Below are 19198 nucleotides of genomic sequence, written 5' to 3' on the forward strand. Positions count from 1 at the left end.
GCACGGCGGACGGGAAGGGCGCGGGGATGGGTGCACTGCGCAAGGCGGGGGTCTGGCTCGGACTGGTCGAAGAGGACGACGAGCGGGCCTACGACGACGGTGGCTACGACAAGGGTGGCTACCGCGAGTCGCGGTACCGGCAGAGCCGGTACGCCGAGGAGTTCGCCGACGAGGAGGACGAGGCGGAGGAGCCCCCGGCACCTCGGCCACGGCTGGGTGAGCGTGGGCGCCTGAGTGAGCGGCCGAGCCGGCTGGGCGAGCCCGAGCGGGTGGAGTCCGAGCGCCCGGAGCGGGCCGAGCGGTCCAGCGTACGGTCGATCACCCGGTCCACCGGCGAGCCGTCCGGTGCGCTGACCTACCACACCCGGGACAACCTCGCCCTGGCACCGCAGGCGCAGCCACGGGAGCGTGCGTTGGCGCCGGAGGAGGAGCAGCGCTACCAGATCACCACGCTGCACCCGACCACCTACCGCGAGGCGCGCACGATCGGTGAGCACTTCCGCGACGGGGTGCCGGTGATCATCAACCTCACCGAGATGGATGAGGCGGATGCCCGCCGTCTGGTGGACTTCGCCGCCGGGCTGGCCTTCGGCCTGCGCGGTACGATCGAGCGCGTGACCAACCGGGTGTTCCTGCTCTCACCGGCCAATGTCCAGGTCACCGCGGAGGACAAGGCCAAGATCGCTGAGGGTGGGTTCTTCAGCCTGAGTTGACCCGCCCGACCTGAGGGACATCGCCTGCCGTGTTGTCGATCTTGCTACAGGTTCTCTACCTGACCACGTACATCTTCCTGATCGTGCTGTTGGCGCGGTTCGTACTGAGCGCGGTGTTGCAGTACGGCCGGCGTTGGCAGCCCGGTCGGGGAGCGTCAGCCGGACTGGAATCCGTGTGGAGCGTCACTGATCCCCCGCTCCGGGCGTTGAGGCGTGTGATCCCTCCGCTGCGAATTGGTACCGTGAGCATCGACCTGGCCTCCCTTGTGCTCCTGGTTATCCTGTTCGTGCTGATGAGGTTTGTGTTAGAGCCGGCGATCATCAGGACCGCCTGATGACCGACGCGCTATCGCGGCCGCAACTGACCCGAGGAGTTTCGATGCCGCTGACCCCGGCCGACGTCCACAACGTCGCCTTCAAGAAGCCGCCGATCGGCAAGCGGGGCTACGACGAGGAGGAGGTCGACGCCTTCCTGGACGAGGTCGAGCGCGAACTCGCCCGCCTGATCGAGGAGAACAACGAGCTGCGCGCCCAGGTGGAGCGCGGCGGGCGGGGCGGTGCCCCCGCCGGTCCCGGTGGCGACGCCCGCCTCGCGGCCGAGCTGAACGACGTCAAAGCCCAGCTCGACCGGGTGCAGCGCGACAAGGCCGCCGCCGAGCAGGCCGCCCGCGCCATGCAGGCCGAGCTGGAGCAGGTCCGTGCCGTCGGTGTCGGTGGCGCGGTGCCCGGCGGTGACGGCGAGCAGCAGGCGCTGCGCGTGCTGATGATGGCCCAGCGCACCGCCGACGACCACGTCTCCGACGCTCGTCGCGAGGCCGACCAGCTGCTCTCCGAGGCCCGTTCGAAGGCCGAGGAGGTCACCCGCGAAGCCCGCGCCAAGGCCGACGCGCTGGAGCGCGACGCCCGGCAGCGGCACCAGGAGGCCATGGGCGGCCTGGACGCCAAGCGCACCGCGTTGCAGAAGCACATCGAGGAGCTCAAGCAGTTCGAGCGGGAGTACCGCACCCGGCTCAAGGCGTACCTGGAGAGCCAGCTGCGGGACCTCGACGGTCGTGGGCAGGGCCTGGAGGCCGAGATGACCCGCGGCGAAGGTGGCCGGGCCGCCGGCAACGGTCTCGCTGCGGCGGGGCTCGCCGGATCCTACGGCGGGGGCCGCTCCGGCGCGCTTGAGGCCGGTCGCTGAACCGGGTTGGTGACCGCCGCCGACGCGGCGATCACCGGCCCTGCCTCATCGGTACGACACGGCGAGGGTGAGCCATGATAGTCATCAGTCTCGCGCTCATCCTCGTCGCGGTGGTGCTGCTGGTCTTCGGCTTGGCCGGGGGCTCCAGCCCGCTGTTGGTCGTCTCGATCGGGGCCAGCCTGCTGGCCGCCGTGGCACTGGTCGCCGGTGCTCGCCAGGCGGCCGGCCGCGCCTCGGCCGCCACCAGCGGCCCGACCGGCCACGCGCGTCGCGGAGCGCGTGAGCCGAGCATTCCGACCCAACAGACCTCCGCAGACTTCGACGCCGGCGATGCCGGGTGGCGGCAACCACCCGGCTCGCCGGTGGCCGAGCCGGGCGAGCGGTCGAGCGCCGTCGACGGGTACGACGACGAACCCGCTGCCGAGGAGTTCAGCGCGGAGCAGGCGGCCCGGGTGGCTCGCCTGACGGACGACGTCCGGGTCGTCGACGGTCGGCCGCGTTACCACCTCGACCAGTGTCCGCACCTGGTCGGCCGAAAGCACGAACCGCTTCCCGTCGCGGAGGCGGTCGAACTCGGCTTCACCCCCTGCGCGCACTGCACACCGAACGCGGTGTTGCTGTCAGAAGCTGAACACCGCTGAGTCGCTCGATGGACGATTCGCTCACTGTCGCCGTACGGGTGAAACCGGGGTCGTCGCGGGCTCGGGTGGGCGGCCGGTTCGACGGCCCGCATGGTCCCGCCCTGGTCATCGCGGTGCATCCGCCAGCGGCTGACGGCCGGGCCACCGAGGCGGCCCGGCGCGCGTTGGCCGCCGCGCTCGGCGTCCGACCCGCCGCCGTGTCACTGCGTACCGGTGCGGCCAGCAGAGACAAGCTCTTCCTGGTCACCCCGTCCGGACCGGAGGTGGTCGGCCGGCTGAACCGGCTACGGGACGGTGCGGAACAGGCCGGTTGAGTGGTGCTCTTCTGCTAGCGTTCCCTTTGCCCTGAAATGGCAGTAATCAGGGTGGACCGGGTGTTTCGGTGCGGCACGTTGTCGGACGCCCTTACGTTCCGTATCCTTGCCAACCTCCGGAGTGCGCGGCCAACATGGCCGCGCGCCCGTTTTGTACCTGGGGCGGCCGATATCGGCGGCCCCTGTCGAGGCGTCGCGGACTCACCGCGGCTCCGTGGCCGAGGGAGCGACGATGGCCAAGCCCACCGACACCAGGACCGCCGGCCGCAAGTCCGCGGCGAAGTCCACCCGCAGCGCCGCGGAGACCGAGAAGATCCGAGCCGCGCTGGCAGCGCGGCATGAGGAACTGCGCGCCGAGTACGATCAGACGTTGAGCGAGATCACCGAGCTACAGCGCGACCGTCTCACCGACTCGGCCGGGGACGACCAGGCCGACACCGGTACCAAGACGTTCGAGCGGGAGCAGGAGATCTCTCTCGCCAACAGCATCCTGGAACGGATCACGCAGGTCGAACGCGCCCTGGAGCGTCTCGACGAGGGCGGCTACGGCTGGTGCGAGCGGTGCGGCAACCCCATCCCGGTGGAGCGGCTGGCCGCCTTCCCGTCGGCCACCCTCTGCGTGACCTGCAAGCAGCTGGAGGAGCGGCGCTGACGGTACGCTTCCCGGCGTCCGTGCGTGGCGGTGCGACGGCACCGCCACGATCGTCGATGGGGAGCAGATGAGCGCAGCACCACCCGCGGGATCCGGTACCACCGGGCCAGGCACCGCCACGAGCTCGCGGCGCCGGGCCGTCACGATCCTGCTCTCGCTCGCGGCGTTCGCGCTGGCCGTCGACCTGTTGACCAAGCACCTGTCGCTCCAGGAGCTCAGTGACCGCGAGCCGGTGCGGCTGCTCGGTGGCGCTCTCTACCTGTCGCTGACCCGCAACAGCGGGGCCGCCTGGAGTCTCGGCAAGGACTACACCTTCATCTTCCCGATCATCGCGATCGGGGTGCTGGGTTGGATCGCCTGGATGGCGCGGACGCTGCGGTCGGTGCCGTGGGCGATCTCGCTGGGCCTGGTGGTCGGCGGCGTGGTCGGCAACCTGCTCGACCGGATTTTCCGGGCACCGGGCTGGTTCGTCGGGCACGTGGTCGACATGTTCAGCGTCTTCGACCCGTACGGCCGGGTCTTTCCGATCTTCAACGTGGCCGACAGCGCCCTGGTCTGCGGCGTGCTGCTCGCCGTGGTGCTGGAGTTCACCGGCCGCCAGCGCGACGGCACCCGGGCGTTGGCCGACGACCGGCGCGCCGACACCGAGTCGGCGGACGACCGCGCCGCCGACCGGCAGCCCGCCGGGGCCGGCGAACCGGGCGACGGCGACGGCGGACGGGGGGAGCGGGCATGACCGCCGCCTTCGCCACCGGCGGCGACCAGCGCAGCCTGCCGGTACCCGACGGGCTCGACGGGATGCGGCTGGACCAGGCCGTGGCCCGGCTGTTCGGCCTCTCCCGGACCACCGCCGCCGCGCTCATCGACGCCGGTGAGGCGCTGGTGGACGGCGCGGTACGGCCCAACTCGCACAAGGTGCGGGCCGGTTCCTGGCTGGAGGTGACACTGCCCCCGCCGGCCAGGGCGCCGGTGGTGGTGGCTGAGGCGGTGCCCGGCCTGCGGGTGGTGTACACCGACGAGGACATCGTGGTGGTCGACAAGCCGGTCGGCGTGGCCGCGCATCCCAGCCCGGGGTGGACCGGCCCGACGGTGATCGGTGGGCTCGCCGCGATCGGGCACACGATCGCCACCAGCGGCGCCGCCGAACGGCAGGGCGTCGTGCACCGGCTCGACGTCGGCACCACCGGGATCATGGTGGTGGCCAAGAGCGAGCAGGCGTACAGCGCGCTGAAGCGGGCCTTCAAGTACCGGGAGGTGGAGAAGCGCTACCACGCGGTGGTGCAGGGGCACCTGGATCCGCTGCGCGGCACCATCGACGCGCCGATCGACCGGCACCCGCACCACGACTACCGCTGGGCGGTGGTGTCCGGCGGCAAACCGAGCATCACCCACTACGACACCATCGAGGCGTTTCCCTCCGCGAGCCTGGTCGACGTGCGGCTGGAGACCGGCCGCACCCACCAGATCCGGGTGCACTTCTCGACGCTGCGGCACCCGTGTGTGGGTGACCTCACGTATGGTGCCGATCCGACGCTCGCCGCCCGGCTCGGACTGGATCGCCAGTGGTTGCACGCCAGAGAGTTGAGCTTCCAGCACCCCCGTACGGGGGACGAGGTCCGCTTCGTCAGCGACTACCCTGACGATCTGAGACGCGTGCTGGACATCCTCCGCGACTGACGCGTCCCGCCCGTTCCGACCGACCGACGAGGGGACCGCCCGTGCGCGCCGGCGATCTGCTGCGGAAGTTGGATCAGCGACTGCTGCCCCGCCTCGCGGCCACCGTGACCCGGCTGAGCCACGGTCCGAGCCGTGGTCCGCTGCTCGGATGGGTGGCGACGCTCTCCTGCGCCACGGTGCTGGCCACCGCCATGCTCGCCACCGGTGGCCCGCCCGGGCAGGATCAGACGGTCGGCGAGGTCACCCGGGTGGGGGTGGTCGAGGGCGACTCCATTCCGCGGTACGAGGCGACCGCCGCGGCCGACCTGGCCGCGCTGGCCGGCCGGTCACTCGACGACGGTACGTACGCGTTGGTCTCGCTCACCGAGTACCTCACCCCGTCCCGGCTCGCCGCGGTGGTCGGGGACGTGGGGGTCGCGTTCGTGTTCGGCCGGGTGCCGCTGCCGGAGCGGCAGACCGAGATCGTCCGCATTCCGGCCCAGCGGGTGCCGGAGGACGTCACCGCCGGGATGATCAAGCTCGCGGAGCGCAAGGAGCGGGAGGCCGCCGACTACCGGGCCCGAGCCACCGCGTTGGGTGGCGGCGCGCCAACGGAACGCGAACTGCGCGACCTGTACCTCAGCGGTGCCCGGGTCGCGGCGGCGGAGGCGGCCGCGTACCGGGCCGAGTGCGCCTGTCTCTACGCGCTGGTGGTGCGGGCCGAGCCGGCGAAGCTTCGTGGCGTGGCGGCCCGATCCGGGGTACGGGTGGTGGACCCGGCACCGGAGGTGCGGCGGTTGGAGCGGACGGTGTTCACCCCGCCGTTGCCCGAACAGCGGGACGTCGTCCGGCCGCCGGTCGACCGGGCGACCACACCGGAGCCGACCGAGAGCCCTGTCGTCCCCGTCAGCCCGTCCGCGTCGGAACCGACCGTGGCGGTACCGACGCCGACACCGACACCGACACCGGAAGTGACGGATTCGTCACCGCCGCCGCCGTCGCCCGCGCCGTCGGCTTCGACCTGGACGCCGTCCACCTCGACAGACACCGTCGACGGAGACGACCCGGACCCGACACCGTGACGATCGCCGACACAACTGGGGGCCGCCCGGTGTGGCCTCAATAGGCTTTCGTTCGTAGCCTGTCAGACGGAGACCGAAGCGCTGGGGAGGCGATCCGTGGAGGGCAGCGAGACCGGTTGGGGACGACCCGCCGAACCGGCACCGCGGTGGCGGGCGCTGCTCGACCGAGCCCGCCTCGGCAGTCGCAGCGCAGAGCCGCCCGGCACCGAGCGGCACGCCGAGGAGCCCTCCGCGCCCGCCTCGCCGCCGCCGGAGCCGTTACCGCGACGAGGGCCCGGCACCGGCTACGCGGCGCGCGTACCGGCCGTCGGGCAACCGGCCGACCGGCCGTACGGCGAGGAGCCGGCCTACCGCGCCGAACCGGCGTACCGGGTGGATCCGGCGCGTCCCGTCCAGCCCTATCGGGGGCAGCCGGGACCGTCGCCGTACCCGGCGGTGCCGGAGCCCCGTCGGCCGGAACCTGTCGAGTCGCGGTACACCCTGCTGGACAACGGCTACCGGCACGCCGCGCCGCCGGTGGAGTCCCGCTACGCCCTGTTGGACAACGGTGGCTACCAGCCGCCCTCGGCGACGGTCGCACCGCCGCCCACCCCGGCACCCGTGACGCCACCACCGGCCGTGGCGCAGCCTGCGGTGGCCGGTCGCCCGGGGCGTATCGAGTGGCGTGCGCAGAGCGCCGGAAACGACCTGGAACGGGCCGCCGCCGTGCTCCGGCGTGACCTGGGCGCTCCCCGGGTGATCGCCTTCGCCAACCCCAAGGGCGGGGTGCACAAGACGACGGCCACCGTGCTGGCCGCGGCCACCATCGGCAGCGTACGCGGCCGGGGGGTGTTGGCCTGGGACGACAACGAGTTGCGCGGCACGCTCGGGCTGCGTGCCGGCAGCGCCCGGCATGCCCGTACGATCCGGCACCTGGTCGCCGATCTCGTGCAGATCGAGATCCGGGAGGGCAGCGAGCTGCTGGAGATCCTGGACGACTATCTGCGGCACGCCTCCGACGGGTCGTACGACGTGCTCGCCGGTGAGGAGAGTCCCCGGTTCGCCCAGCGACTGGACCAGTTCACCGTCAAACGGGTGCTGGAGCTGCTGCGTCGCACCCACGACGTGATCTGTGTGGACACCGGCAACAACGTGGAGAGCCCGAACTGGCGCACGGTCATGCAGGCCGCCGACCAACTGGTGGTGACCACGGTGCCCCGCGAGGACGCCGCGTTCAGTGCGGACTGGATGCTCGACCTGCTGCACGAGGAGGGGATGGGTGAGCTGGCCGACAACGCGGTCACCCTGATCTCCTGCCCCACTCCCGGCCGGTTGCCGTTGCAGAGCGACCTGGAGCGACACTTCGCCACCCGGACCCGGGCGGTGACCGTGGTGCCGTACGACCCGGCGCTGGAGACCGGCTCCTCGATCGAATACCACCAGCTCCAGGGTGAGACCCGGCAGGCGTGGTTGCGCGCGGCGTCGGCGATGCTGGAGGCGTTCGGTCACTGACGCGCCCGGCGGCCGGTGGCGACTTCCGGCGACACGGTGTACGACCGGTGACGGTTGCTGCGAGGATCATCGGGTGAGTCCGACCACCCCTGCCGCCGAACCTCCCGCACGACCGCCAGCGGACCGGTCGCCGTCGCCCTACGGGCCGGTGGCCGAACCGGGCACCGCACAGCCGATCACGGAGGGGACAGCCGGACCGGCGGGCCCCGCCGGGGCGGCGTTGTCCCACCAGGTGACAGCCGGACCGGCGACCCAGCCGACCGGCGAGGCGGTGGCTACCGACGAGCGGACCGCCGGACGCGGTCGGCTGGCCGCCGCCGCAGCGGTGACGGTGCTGGTGGTGGGTGTGTTGGGGGCGCCGCTGGGTTGGCTCTGGTCGGTGCTCGCACCGGCCACGCCGGTGGTCAAGAGCGGCGACGGCGCGGTCTACGGCCAGGCACAACCGGAACAGCCGATCGCCGCCGACGGGTGGTTCAGCCTGCTCGGGCTGCTGTTCGGGGTGCTCGTCGCGCTCGCCGTGTGGCTGCTGCTGCGCCGCCACCGGGGGCCGGTCGGGCTGGTCGTCGCGGTGGCCGGTGGACTCGCCGCCGCGTTGGTCGCCTGGCAGGTGGGGCGTCGGATCGGACTGGCCGAATACCAGCGGCTGCTGGACACCGCCCCGGACGGCACCCGGTTCAGCAAGCCGGTGGACCTGCGGGCGGGTGGGATCGACCTGTTCCTCGGGGTGCTGCCGATGCCCTACGGCAACCTGCTGCTGGCGGCGTTCGCTGCCGCGGTGACGTACACCCTGCTCGCCGGGTGGTCCCGGTGGCCGTCGTTGCGTCCCGAGCCGGAACCGGACGGGGCCTGGCTCGCGGCGTACCCGTCGTGGCCGGCGGGATCGGCGGGCGGCGTCAGTTCGGGGCCGGCGGGGGCGACGCCAGCTCCGCCAGCGGCACCGGAACCGCCCGCACCTGGCGCAGCAGAGCCGCCTCGCGGTTGAGCAGGTGCAGCTCGGCCCGCAGCCGGGCGGCGGTGCTGTCAATGGCGAGCAGCCGCTGGCGGTCGGCCAGCGTCAGCGCCGCCGTCGCGGCGACCAGGTGGGACAGCACCGTCGGGTCCTCGGGTAGCTGCTCGGTCAGTTGGCCGTCCTCGGCCCGGATCAGGCCGAGGTACTGCCGGAAGACCGAGATCACCCGGGCCGCCAGCAGGTCCGCGGCCTCGTCCGGGCCGTCCGGCTCGGGCAACCACTGCACCTGGGCGGTCAGGTACGGCGCGGAGGTGCGGTCGATGTCGCCCACCCGGAACCGTCGCCGCCCCACGGTGACGATGTCGAAGCCCCCGTCGTCCAACTCGGTGACCTGCCGCAGCTCGGCCGTGCAGCCCACCTCGTGCAGGGCGACCTCCGCAGACCGGGACGCGGCCCGGCCGCGACCGGTGGCGACCTCCCAGCCTCGGCGGATGGCCACCACCCCGAACTCGCGTGGGGTGCCCTCGGGCAGCGCGACCAGGTGTCGGACCAGTGCGCGGTAGCGTTCCTCGAAGATGTGCAGCGGCAGGACCAGCCCCGGGAAGAGCACCGTGGCGAGCGGGAACACCGGTAGCCGTGCGGTCACGTGATCAAGCGTAGCCGCTGGGGCGGGTCGGGGCGTGTCCCGGCTCACCGTCCCGGACAGCGGGCGCACCGGTCGGCTCGTCGGGACGCCGCCTAGACTCGCAGGCGTGTTGAACCGGATCGACCTGCGCGGTGGCGTGCGTGACCCGCGCCACCTGCTGCCTCGCGCCCAGCTCGACGTCTCGGTGGCGGTCGAGCGCATCCGTCCGATCGTCACGGCGGTGCGCGAGCATGGGTATCCGGCCGTCCGCGAGGCCAGTGAACGCTTCGACGGGGTCGCTCCGGAGGTGCTGCGGGTGCCCGCGGAGGCCATCGCCGCAGCGGAGGGCACCCTGGACGGCCAGGTCCGCGCGGCGTTGCTGGAGTCGATCGCCCGCGCTCGGCGGGTGCACGCCGACCAACGCCGGGTCGACCACACCACCCAGGTCGTGCCGGGCGGCACGGTCACCGAGCGGTGGATCCCGGTCGACCGGGTCGGCCTCTACGTGCCCGGTGGGCTGGCGATGTACCCGTCGACCGTGGTGATGAACGTGGTGCCCGCCCAGGCGGCCGGTGTCCGGTCCCTGGTGGTGGCCAGCCCGCCGCAGCAGGACAACGGCGGCCTGCCCGATCCCCGGGTGCTGGCGGCTTGCGCGCTGCTCGGCGTCGACGAGGTGTACGCCGTCGGCGGTGCCCAGGCGGTGGCGATGCTGGCCTACGGCTGTGCCGTCGACGCCGCCGGCAGCGCGCACTGTGCCCCGGTGGACATGATCACCGGTCCGGGCAACATCTGGGTGACCGCCGCGAAGCGGCTGCTGCGCGGGGTGGTCGGCATCGACGCGGAGGCCGGTCCGACGGAGATCGCCATCCTGGCCGACGACACCGCCGACCCGGTGCACGTCGCGGCCGACCTGATCAGCCAGGCCGAGCACGACCCCCTCGCGGCCAGCGTGCTGGTCACCCCGTCGGTCGCGCTGGCCGACGCGGTGGACCGGGAACTGGCCCGGCTGGTGCCGGCCACCAAGCACGCCGAGCGGATCGGCACCGCGTTGAGCGGTGAGCAGAGCGGTGTGGTGCTGGTCGACGACCTGGCGGCGGGGTTGGCCGTGGTCGACGCGTACGCGGCGGAGCACCTGGAGATCCAGACCGTCGACGCCCGCGAGTGGGCGATGCGGGTGCGTAACGCCGGGGCGGTCTTCGTCGGCGCGTACTCGCCGGTGTCGTTGGGTGACTACTGCGCCGGCTCCAACCACGTGCTGCCCACCGGGGGATGCGCCCGGCACTCGTCCGGCCTGTCGGTGCAGTCGTTCCTGCGCGGCGTGCACGTGGTGGAGTACACCGAGCAGGCGCTGCGGGAGGTCGCCGGGCACGTGGTGACCCTGGCGAACGTGGAGGACCTGCCGGCGCACGGCCAGGCGGTCACCGCCCGGTTCTCCGACGAGGTCGTCGACGCGGGAAGCGGGCCGGTCTCACCGACCGGGGCCACGACATGACCGGGCTGGACGAGCTACCGATCCGGGACGATCTGCGGGGGCTGTCGCCGTACGGCGCGCCGCAGCTCGACGTGCCGGTGCGGCTGAACACCAACGAGAACTCGCACCCGATGCCGGAGGCGGTCGCCGAGGCGATCGGCAAGGCCCTCACGGCGGAACTGCGTGATCTCAACCGCTACCCCGACCGGGACGCGCTGGCGCTGCGGGCCGACCTGGCCGGGTATCTGGGTCACGGGCTCACCGCCGACCAGGTGTGGGCGGCCAACGGCTCCAACGAGATCCAGCAGCAACTGCTCCAGGTGTTCGGCGGGCCGGGCCGCAGTGCGCTCGGCTTCACCCCGGCGTACTCGATGCATCCGCTGCTGGCGCTCGGCACCGGCACCCGGTGGGTGCCGGGCCACCGGGGGGTGGACTTCGCGCTGACCGCCGACGAGGCGGTCGCGCAGGTCCGTGAGCACCAACCGGACGTGGTCTTCCTCTGCTCACCGAACAATCCCACCGGCACCGCGCTCGACCCGGCGGTGATCGGCGCGGTGCTCGACGTGGCACCCGGCATGGTGGTGGTCGACGAGGCGTACGCGGAGTTCGCCCGGCGGGGCACGGTCAGCGCCCTGACGATGCTGCCCGGACAGCCACGGCTGGTGGTGACCCGGACGATGAGCAAGGCCTTCGGGTTCGCCGGTGGCCGGCTCGGCTACCTGGCCGCCGACGCGGCCGTGGTGGCGGCGGTGCAGTTGGTCCGCCTGCCGTACCACCTGTCCGCGCTCACCCAGGCCGCCGCGCGGGCCGCGTTGGCGCACCGGGACGCCCTGCTCGGCACGGTCGCCGAGATCACCGAACAGCGGGACCGGATCGTCGCCGAGCTGCGCCGCCGGGGCCTGCGGGTCGCCGACAGCGACGCCAACTTCGTGTTGTACGAGGTGGGTGGCGACCAGACGGTCGCCTGGCAGGCGCTGCTGGCCCACGGCGTGCTGGTGCGCGACGTGGGTCTGCCCGGTTGGCTGCGGGTGACCGCGGGCACCCGCGCCGAGACCGACGCCTTCCTCGCCGCCGTGGACAGCAGCCAGCGCGGGGATGCCATCGCCCCGCAGCCGAGATCGACGAAAGGCACACCATGAGCCGGACCGCCCGGGTGGAGCGGATCACCAAGGAGACCAAGGTCCTGGTCGAGGTCGACCTCGACGGCACCGGAGTAGCCGAGATCAGCACCGGGGTCGGTTTCTACGACCACATGCTGCACCAGATCGCCCGGCACGGCGGCTTCGACCTGACCGTGCGTACCGTGGGCGACCTGGAGATCGACGCGCACCACACGATGGAGGACACGGCGCTGGCCCTCGGCGCCGCGTTCGACCAGGCGCTCGGCGACAAGGCGGGCATCCGGCGGTACGGCTCGGCCACCGTGCCGATGGACGAGGTGCTGGTCCGGGCGGCCGTGGACCTCTCCGGCCGCCCGTACGTGGTGCACGACGAGCCGCCCCTGGCGCCGTACATCGGCCCGGTCTACCCGACCAGCATGACCCGGCACATCTGGGAGTCCTTCGGTCAGGCGGCCCGGATCACCCTGCACGTGGACGTGCTGCGGGCGGCCCGACCGGGCGGCAACCCGGACGCCCACCACGTGGTCGAGGCGCAGTTCAAGGCGGTGTCCCGGGCGCTGCGCGAGGCGACCGCCGTGGATCCGACGTCCGGTGGGGCGATTCCCAGCACCAAGGGGGCGCTGTGACCGACCGGGGTACGACGCGACGGAGGTGTCGCCGGTGAGCGGCATCCTGCCCACCCTGCTGCTGATCCTGGCCGGTGTGCTGGTCGGCGGAGCGCTGTCCCTGCACCGGCAGGGAGCGCCCCGGGGCGCGGTGCTGGTGACCGCGCTGCTGGCCATGCTGGCCACCGCCGCGGGCGTGCTCTGGCTGCTGCCGGGGGACGGGTCATGACCGGCCGACCGGGGGTGGCCCCGGCTGCGCGGCGTCGGGTGGTGGTCCTCGACTACGGCTCCGGCAACCTGCGTTCGGCCGAGCGGGCGCTCGCTGCGGCCGGTGCCGATGTGCTGGTCACCGGTGATCTCGCCGCCGCGGCCGACGCCGACGGGTTGGTCGTTCCCGGCGTCGGTGCGTTCGCCGCCTGCGTGGCCGGCATCGAGGCGATCGGCGCCGGTCCGGTGATCGCCGGGCGGGTCGCCGCCGGGCGTCCGGTGTTGGGCATCTGCGTGGGCATGCAGATCCTCTTCGAGTCCGGCGACGAGCACGGGGTGGTCACCAAGGGGCTGGGCCTGCTGCCGGGCACGGTCACCCGGCTCCCCGCCGCCCGGCTGCCGCACATGGGCTGGAACACCGTGCAGGCGCCGGTCGGCTCGGTGCTGTTCGCCGGTCTGCCCGCCGACAGCCGGTTCTACTTCGTCCACTCGTACGGCGTCGTCGACTCCGCCGCGCTGATCGCGTCCGGTGCCCGGGTGACCACTGCCCACCACGACGCCGACTTCGTCGCGGCGGTGGAACGGGGCGCGTTGTCGGCCGCCCAGTTCCACCCCGAGAAGTCCGCCGACACCGGTGCCGCGTTGCTGCGCAACTGGCTGGCCACCGTGCCTGCCGGTGGCTGAGCCGGTGGGTGGCGTGCGTCGGGAGCCACGATGAGCAAGGAACGCGCCCGACGCCGGGCGGTCCGTGAGGCGGAGGCGGCACGCCAGCGGGTGCTGCGTGAGCGCGCCGCCGCCCGGCGGGCCCGCCGCCGGGCGCTGGTCCGTCGGGTGGTGCCGACGGTGCGTCGTGGCCGTACGGGCCGACTGCCGAGATACTCCCGGGGTGAGCGGGCCACCATCGTGGCACTCACCCTGGCCGCGATCGTCCTCATCTGGCTGCTGGTGCCCGACCTGGCGCTGCGCGTGGGGCTGATCCTGTTGCTGCTGCTCGTCCTGCCGGTGATCGTGGTGATCGCCCTGAACCGCCGTTGACCATGCGAGAGGGACAAGACACATGAGCCTCACCCTGTTGCCCGCCGTGGACGTCGTCGACGGTCAGGCCGTCCGCCTCGTGCAGGGCGCCGCGGGCAGCGAGACCAGCTACGGCGACCCGCTGGAGGCCGCGCTGGCGTGGCAGCGCGACGGTGCCGAGTGGATCCACCTGGTCGACCTCGACGCCGCGTTCGGCCGGGGCAGCAACGCGGGCCTGATCGCCGAGATGGTGCGCCGACTCGACGTGCGGGTGGAACTGTCCGGCGGCATCCGGGACGACGCCTCGTTGCGCGCCGCGCTGGCCACCGGCGCGGCGCGGGTGAACATCGGCACCGCCGCGCTGGAGAACCCGCAGTGGTGCGACCGGATCTGCGGCGAGTACGGCGACCGGGTCGCGATCGGGCTGGACGTGCGCGGTCGGCGGCTGGCCGCGCGGGGTTGGACCCAGGACGGCGGCGACCTGTACGAGGTGCTGGAACGGCTCGACAAGGCGGGCGCCTCGCGGTACGTGGTCACCGACATCACCAAGGACGGCACCATGCGGGGGCCGAACCTGGATCTGCTGCGTGAGGTGTGTGCCCGTACCGACGCCCCGGTGGTCGCCTCCGGGGGCGTCTCCACCCTGGACGACCTGCGTGCCCTGGCCACCCTGGAGCCGGTCGGCGTGGAGGGGGTCATCGCCGGCAAGGCGCTCTACACGGAGGCGTTCACCGTGGCGCAGGCCCTGGCGGTCCTGGCCAACCCGTGATCCGGCCCCGGCCCGGCCGCGCCACCACCCCCGCAGAGAGAGGACACCACCGTGCCCACCAACCGTGAGATCCACCTGGCCTCGCGCCCGCAGGGCTGGCCCACGGAGGACAACTTCCGGCTCGTCACCACCGAGGTGCCCACGCCGGGCCCGGGGCAGTTGCTCGTTCGCAACCAGTACATGTCGGTGGACCCGTACATGCGCGGTCGGATGAACGACGTGCGCTCCTACGTGCCGCCGTTCGCCCTGGACGCACCGTTGGACGGCGGGGCCGTCGGTGAGGTGGTCGGCGGCGAGGCCGACGGGTTCGCCCCGGGGGACGTCGTGCTGCACGGGCTCGGTTGGCGCGACTACGCACTGGTGCCGGCGAGGTCCGCCCGGAAGATCGAGCCGGACGTCGCGCCGGTCACCGCGTACCTCGGTGTGCTCGGCATGACCGGGCTGACCGCGTACGCCGGGCTGCTGGAGGTGGCCGCGATGCGCCCGGGTGAGACGGTCTTCGTCTCCGGCGCGGCCGGTGCGGTCGGCAGCATGGTCGGCCAGATCGCCCGGCTCAGCGGCGCGGGTCGGGTGATCGGCAGCGCCGGCTCGAAGGCCAAGGTCGAGCGACTGCGGGCGCTCGGCTTCGACGCCGCGTTCGACTACCACGACGGCCCGGTCCGCGACCTGCTGCGCGATGCCGCCCCCGACGGCGTCGACGTCTACTTCGACAACGTCGGCGGCGAGCACCTGGAGGCCGCGATCTCGTCGATGAACCTGCACGGGCGGGCGGCGATCTGCGGCATGATCGCGCACTACAACGACACCGAGGCACCGGCCGCCCCGCGCAACCTGGCCCAGGTCATCGGCAAGCGGCTGACCCTGCGCGGCTTCCTGGTCAGTGATCACGAGCACCTGCGGGAGCAGTTCGTGCGGGAGGTCTCCGGCTGGCTGCGCGCGGGCACGCTGGCCTACGACGAGACGGTCGTCGACGGGCTGGAGAACGCTCCGGCGGCCTTCCTCGGGCTGCTGAAGGGCGAGAACCTCGGCAAGATGCTGGTGCGGCTGTGACCGGCGGCTCAGCCGGGCGGCCCGGTGCTGTCCGCCGGTGTCGTACGGGCGGCGATAGGCTCGACGCATGACGGTGGCGGTGCGGGTGATCCCCTGTCTCGACGTGGACGCGGGACGGGTGGTCAAGGGCGTCAACTTCCTCGACCTGCGGGACGCGGGTGATCCGGTCGAGCTGGCCGCCGCGTACGACCGGGCGGGCGCCGACGAGTTGACCTTCCTCGACGTCACCGCCTCGGCCAGCGACCGGGGCACGATGCTCGACGTGGTCCGGCGTACGGCCGAGTCGGTCTTCATCCCACTGACCGTCGGCGGCGGGGTGCGGACGGTGGCGGACGTGGACACGCTGCTGCGCGCGGGCGCCGACAAGATCGGGGTGAACACGGCGGCGATCGCCCGGCCCGAGCTGCTCGCGGAGATCGCCGAGCGGTTCGGTCGGCAGGTGTTGGTGCTCTCCCTCGACGTGCGTCGGGCACCGGCCGGCACCACGCCCAGCGGCTTCGAGGTGACCACCCACGGCGGTCGGCGCGGCACCGGCCTGGACGCCGTGTGGTGGGCGCGACGCGGCGCCGAGCTGGGCGCGGGCGAGATCCTGCTCAACTCGATGGACGCGGACGGCACGAAGGCCGGCTTCGACCTCGAACTCATCGGCGCGGTGCGCCGGGTCGTCGACGTGCCGGTGGTGGCCAGCGGGGGCGCGGGCGAGGCGGCCCACTTCCCTCCGGCGATCGGCGCCGGCGCGGACGCGGTGCTGGCCGCCAGCGTGTTCCACTTCGGCGAGTTGACCGTGGCGGAGGTCAAGGACGTGCTGCGCGGCGCGGGTCACCCGGTGCGCTGACGCCGGTCGCTGACGCGGCCCTCAGCCGCGGCCGGAGTGCCCCTCGGGGGACCGGCGGGGCATCGGGATGGACCGCACCAGGTATTCCTGCACGGCGGCGGCGTGCTCCTGCTCGTCGAGGTGCCAGTCCGCGCTGCCCGGCTTGTGTCGGCGGCTGAGCACACCCTGCACGGTGTCGACGGTGGTGGCGAGCCCGGCGCTGGGCCGGGAGCGCCACAGGTGCTCACCGTCGGCGGTGAGTCGGAACCAGCCGTCGGAGACGTCGACCAGCCCGGCACCGAGCAACCGGCGGATCGCCTCCTCGATGTCGTGCCGTGCGGGAATGCTCCGGTCGAGGTGGTCGGCTGTGGAGAGCACGTCGGCGAGGCGTACTCCCTCGGGGCGGCGGGTGGTCGTGGATCGTCGATGGCGTCCGGCGCCGCTGGCGATCACCAGCGAGACGAAGATCCATGCGTCGGTACGACGCCAGGCGTTGTCCCCCATGCGGAGATTCTGCCGGGCGATGCGGCGTCAGGAAAACACCGACCGCCGTACTGCGACAGTGAGTGGCATCATGGTCGCCGACTGTCCAAAGGGGTGGACGGGGCGGTTGCGATCCGGTATGTAAACGTGGCGCTGGGTCGTCAGGTGGTCGGGGCCAGCGCGATCCGTTCCGGTGCCGGCGGGTTCGGTTCGGCGACGTCGAACGGGCGCAGGAACAGTTGCGTGAGGGGGCCGATCGCCAGCGCGTAGGCGATGGTGCCGAGGCCGACCGTGCCGCCGAGCACCGCGCCCAGGGCCAGTACGCCGATCTCGATGGCGGTGCGGATCAGGCGCAGTGACAGGTCGGGGCGGCGGGCGACCAGGCCGGTCATCAACCCGTCCCGGGGGCCCGGTCCGAGTCGAGCGCCCAGGTAGAGCGCGGTGGCCACGCCGTTGCCGACGATCCCGGCGACCAGCAGGCCGATCCGCAGTGGCAGCGGCCCACCGGCCGGCAGCAGGGCCAGGGTGGCGTCGACCGCCAAGCCGATCACTATGACGTTGGCGATGGTGCCGAGACCGGGACGCTGGCGCAGCGGAATCCAGGCCAGCAGCACCAGCGCGCCCACCGCGATGACCACGGTGCCCATGCTCAGGCCGGTCAGCCGGGACAACCCCTGGTGGAGGACGTCCCACGGGTTCAGGCCGAGGCCGGAGCGGACCATCAGCGCCATGCTGAAGCCGTAGAGGACGAGCCCGACGAACAGGTGCGTGAGCCGTCGGACGGGCCGGTGCCGGAGATTGCCAATCAGTGCCACGCATGCCACCCTAGAGGCCAATTGGCCGCGCGATAGAGCCAATATGAGGAGAGTGGCTATGGTCAGTCAGGTGCGCGGAGTCCAATTGGCGCGACTCCTCGGGCAGTGGCATGCCCTGCCCGGCCGTCGACGCAGCCCTGACTACGCCGCGCTCGCCGGGGCGATCCGCGGTCTGCTCGCCGACGGGCGGCTCCCGATCGGCGTACGCCTGCCGGCCGAACGGGACCTGGCCGAGGCGCTGCGGATCAGTCGTACCACCGTCACGGCCGCGTACCGTGAGCTGCGGGACAGTGGGCACCTGGCCAGCCGGCGGGGTGCCGGTAGCTGGACCATCCTCCCGGGCACCCACCGGGTGGCTGCCAACGGGCTCTGGACTCCGCTGGACGACCAGGACATGCTCGACCTCGGGGTGGCGGCGTTGGCCGCCCCGCCCGAGCTGCTGCCGGCGGCCCGCGCGGCGGCCGAGGACCTGCCCCGCTACCTCAGCGGTGCCGGGTACCACCCGATCGGCATCATCGAGCTGCGGGAGGCGATCGCCCAGCACTACGCCGCGCGGGGCCTGCCCACCTCGCCCGACCAGATCATGGTCACCAACGGCACCCAGCACGCCCTGGACCTGGTCCTGCGGTTGGCGCTCGCGCCGGGCGGCGGGGTGCTGGTCGAGTCACCGACCTACCCCAACGCCCTCGCCGCGCTGGCCGCGAGGCGGGCCCGGGTCACCACGCACGGCCTGGCCACCGACGTCGACGGTTGGGACGCGGACCTGTTGCTGGGCACACTGCGGCAGGTGCGGCCCCGCGTCGGCTACCTGATCCCCGACTTCCAGAACCCGACCGGGCACCTGATGCCGGCCGAGCTGCGGGAGCGGCTGGTGGCCACCGCGCACGCGGTCGGCACCGATCTCGTGATCGACGAGTCGTTCGTGGACCTGCCGTTGGACGGGACGGACCTGCCGCCGCCGACGGCGAGCTTCGACCGGCACTCCCGGGTGATCAGCATCGGCGGGATGAGCAAGCCGTTCTGGGGCGGGCTGCGGATCGGCTGGATCCGTGCCTCGGCACCACAGGTGCAGCGGCTGGCCGCAGCCCGGGTGGGAGTCGACATGTCCAGCCCGGTGCTGGACCAGCTGGTCGCGGTGCACCTGCTGGACGTCGCCCCGGCCATCGTGGCCGCCCGGCGGGCGCAGTTGGCCGTGCAGCGTGACGCGTTGCTCGACGCGTTGGCCGCTCGGCTGCCGGAGTGGCGGGTAACCGTGCCGCGTGGCGGAGTGACGCTCTGGGTCGAGTTGGACGGGCCGATCTCCAGCGCCCTGGCGCGGGCCGCCGAGGAGGCCGGCGTACGCCTGGCGCCCGGACCACGGTTCGGCCTCGACGGCACGCTGGAGCGTTTCCTCCGGCTGCCGTTCACCCTGCCGGTCACCGACCTGGTCGAGGCCGTCGGACGCATCGCCGCAGTCCGTTACGACCTGGACCGGGCGGGGCAGCCCCGGTGGCGGGAGCCCGTCATCGCCTGAGCGGGCGTCGATCAGGCGATCGCCGACGGC

Annotated in this window: 24 protein-coding genes; 21 read left to right on the top strand and 3 right to left on the bottom strand. The window is 72.9% G+C overall.

The features are described from left to right. Positions 1–26: 26 nt before the first annotated feature. The 11 genes from ACLQ2S_RS10780 (at position 27) to ACLQ2S_RS10830 (ending at position 8714) form a co-directional block, all read left to right on the top strand. On the top strand, positions 27–713 hold the full coding sequence (locus ACLQ2S_RS10780; RefSeq protein ID WP_155219140.1) for a cell division protein SepF: 687 nt from the start codon (positions 27–29) through the stop codon (positions 711–713). 29 nt (positions 714–742) lie between these two features. After that, positions 743–1048, top strand: coding sequence for a YggT family protein (locus ACLQ2S_RS10785; RefSeq protein WP_309223421.1), 306 nt, complete (start codon positions 743–745; stop codon positions 1046–1048). 44 nt (positions 1049–1092) lie between these two features. Continuing rightward, complete coding sequence (locus ACLQ2S_RS10790) at positions 1093–1896, top strand: DivIVA domain-containing protein (RefSeq protein ID WP_155219137.1); 804 nt, start codon at positions 1093–1095, stop codon at positions 1894–1896. A gap of 74 nt (positions 1897–1970) precedes the next feature. Then, on the top strand, positions 1971–2537 hold the full coding sequence (locus tag ACLQ2S_RS10795; RefSeq protein ID WP_425701620.1) for a hypothetical protein: 567 nt from the start codon (positions 1971–1973) through the stop codon (positions 2535–2537). Positions 2538–2545: 8 nt separating this feature from the next. After that, positions 2546–2851 carry a DUF167 domain-containing protein gene (locus tag ACLQ2S_RS10800; protein ID WP_155219132.1) on the top strand — a complete coding sequence of 102 codons (306 nt, stop codon included), beginning with the start codon at positions 2546–2548 and terminating at the stop codon, positions 2849–2851. 232 nt (positions 2852–3083) lie between these two features. Beyond that, entirely contained in the window at positions 3084–3503 is a 420-nt protein-coding gene (locus ACLQ2S_RS10805; RefSeq protein ID WP_155219130.1) for a TraR/DksA family transcriptional regulator, read from the top strand. Between the two features lie 67 nt (positions 3504–3570). Continuing rightward, positions 3571–4239, top strand: a complete 669-nt coding sequence (lspA, locus tag ACLQ2S_RS10810; protein WP_155219128.1) for a signal peptidase II — start codon at positions 3571–3573, stop codon at positions 4237–4239. Next, a complete protein-coding gene (locus ACLQ2S_RS10815) occupies positions 4236–5180 on the top strand; it encodes an RluA family pseudouridine synthase (RefSeq protein ID WP_155219126.1) in 945 nt (314 codons plus the stop codon). Before lspA ends, ACLQ2S_RS10815 begins: the two co-directional genes overlap by 4 nt. Positions 5181–5221: 41 nt before the next feature. Continuing rightward, positions 5222–6241: a hypothetical protein gene (locus ACLQ2S_RS10820; RefSeq protein ID WP_309223420.1), complete on the top strand. Its 1020-nt coding sequence runs from the start codon at positions 5222–5224 to the stop codon at positions 6239–6241. 96 nt (positions 6242–6337) lie between these two features. Further along, the gene (locus ACLQ2S_RS10825) at positions 6338–7732 is read left to right on the top strand and encodes a MinD/ParA family ATP-binding protein (protein WP_309223419.1); all 1395 of its coding nucleotides are present in this window, start codon (positions 6338–6340) and stop codon (positions 7730–7732) included. 73 nt (positions 7733–7805) lie between these two features. Further along, positions 7806–8714 (top strand): DUF2567 domain-containing protein, encoded by a 909-nt coding sequence (locus ACLQ2S_RS10830; RefSeq protein WP_375335353.1) that lies wholly within the window; start codon positions 7806–7808, stop codon positions 8712–8714. Here ACLQ2S_RS10830 and ACLQ2S_RS10835 read toward each other — a convergent pair. Next, a complete protein-coding gene (locus ACLQ2S_RS10835; RefSeq protein WP_309223418.1) occupies positions 8626–9327 on the bottom strand; it encodes an LON peptidase substrate-binding domain-containing protein in 702 nt (233 codons plus the stop codon). The genes ACLQ2S_RS10830 and ACLQ2S_RS10835 overlap by 89 nt on opposite strands. Before the next feature lie 106 nt (positions 9328–9433). Between ACLQ2S_RS10835 and hisD the strand changes: the two genes are divergently transcribed. The 9 genes from hisD to hisF all read left to right on the top strand — a co-directional run bounded on the left by hisD (position 9434) and on the right by hisF (position 16378). Further along, complete coding sequence (gene hisD / locus ACLQ2S_RS10840) at positions 9434–10798, top strand: histidinol dehydrogenase (protein WP_309223417.1); 1365 nt, start codon at positions 9434–9436, stop codon at positions 10796–10798. Then, positions 10795–11916 carry a histidinol-phosphate transaminase gene (locus ACLQ2S_RS10845; protein ID WP_155219119.1) on the top strand — a complete coding sequence of 374 codons (1122 nt, stop codon included), beginning with the start codon at positions 10795–10797 and terminating at the stop codon, positions 11914–11916. Before hisD ends, ACLQ2S_RS10845 begins: the two co-directional genes overlap by 4 nt. After that, positions 11913–12524, top strand: a complete 612-nt coding sequence (gene hisB / locus ACLQ2S_RS10850; protein WP_425701621.1) for an imidazoleglycerol-phosphate dehydratase HisB — start codon at positions 11913–11915, stop codon at positions 12522–12524. The genes ACLQ2S_RS10845 and hisB overlap by 4 nt, the downstream gene beginning before the upstream one ends. 34 nt (positions 12525–12558) lie before the next feature. Continuing rightward, positions 12559–12732: a hypothetical protein gene (locus ACLQ2S_RS10855; protein WP_155219115.1), complete on the top strand. Its 174-nt coding sequence runs from the start codon at positions 12559–12561 to the stop codon at positions 12730–12732. Beyond that, positions 12729–13394: an imidazole glycerol phosphate synthase subunit HisH gene (gene hisH / locus ACLQ2S_RS10860; protein ID WP_155219113.1), complete on the top strand. Its 666-nt coding sequence runs from the start codon at positions 12729–12731 to the stop codon at positions 13392–13394. Before ACLQ2S_RS10855 ends, hisH begins: the two co-directional genes overlap by 4 nt. A gap of 30 nt (positions 13395–13424) precedes the next feature. Continuing rightward, the gene (locus ACLQ2S_RS10865) at positions 13425–13745 is read left to right on the top strand and encodes a hypothetical protein (RefSeq protein WP_155219111.1); all 321 of its coding nucleotides are present in this window, start codon (positions 13425–13427) and stop codon (positions 13743–13745) included. A 22-nt stretch (positions 13746–13767) separates the two neighbouring features. Further along, complete coding sequence (gene priA, locus ACLQ2S_RS10870; protein WP_155219109.1) at positions 13768–14493, top strand: bifunctional 1-(5-phosphoribosyl)-5-((5-phosphoribosylamino)methylideneamino)imidazole-4-carboxamide isomerase/phosphoribosylanthranilate isomerase PriA; 726 nt, start codon at positions 13768–13770, stop codon at positions 14491–14493. Between the two features lie 51 nt (positions 14494–14544). After that, positions 14545–15543 (top strand): NADP-dependent oxidoreductase, encoded by a 999-nt coding sequence (locus ACLQ2S_RS10875; RefSeq protein ID WP_309223415.1) that lies wholly within the window; start codon positions 14545–14547, stop codon positions 15541–15543. Positions 15544–15610: 67 nt separating this feature from the next. Continuing rightward, the gene (hisF, locus tag ACLQ2S_RS10880) at positions 15611–16378 is read left to right on the top strand and encodes an imidazole glycerol phosphate synthase subunit HisF (RefSeq protein ID WP_155219107.1); all 768 of its coding nucleotides are present in this window, start codon (positions 15611–15613) and stop codon (positions 16376–16378) included. Between the two features lie 21 nt (positions 16379–16399). Here the strand turns inward: hisF and ACLQ2S_RS10885 are convergent, their stop codons facing one another. Continuing rightward, positions 16400–16861, bottom strand: coding sequence for a hypothetical protein (locus ACLQ2S_RS10885; RefSeq protein ID WP_155219105.1), 462 nt, complete (start codon positions 16859–16861; stop codon positions 16400–16402). A gap of 140 nt (positions 16862–17001) precedes the next feature. Then, positions 17002–17655, bottom strand: coding sequence for a YczE/YyaS/YitT family protein (locus ACLQ2S_RS10890; protein ID WP_309223414.1), 654 nt, complete (start codon positions 17653–17655; stop codon positions 17002–17004). Positions 17656–17713: 58 nt separating this feature from the next. On the opposite strand from ACLQ2S_RS10890, the gene ACLQ2S_RS10895 reads away from it, so the two are divergent. Then, complete coding sequence (locus tag ACLQ2S_RS10895) at positions 17714–19168, top strand: PLP-dependent aminotransferase family protein (protein ID WP_155219101.1); 1455 nt, start codon at positions 17714–17716, stop codon at positions 19166–19168. Positions 19169–19198: the final 30 nt, after the last annotated feature.

The sequence above is a fragment of the Micromonospora sp. DT48 genome, assembly GCF_049844495.1.
Taxonomy (GTDB): domain Bacteria; phylum Actinomycetota; class Actinomycetes; order Mycobacteriales; family Micromonosporaceae; genus Micromonospora.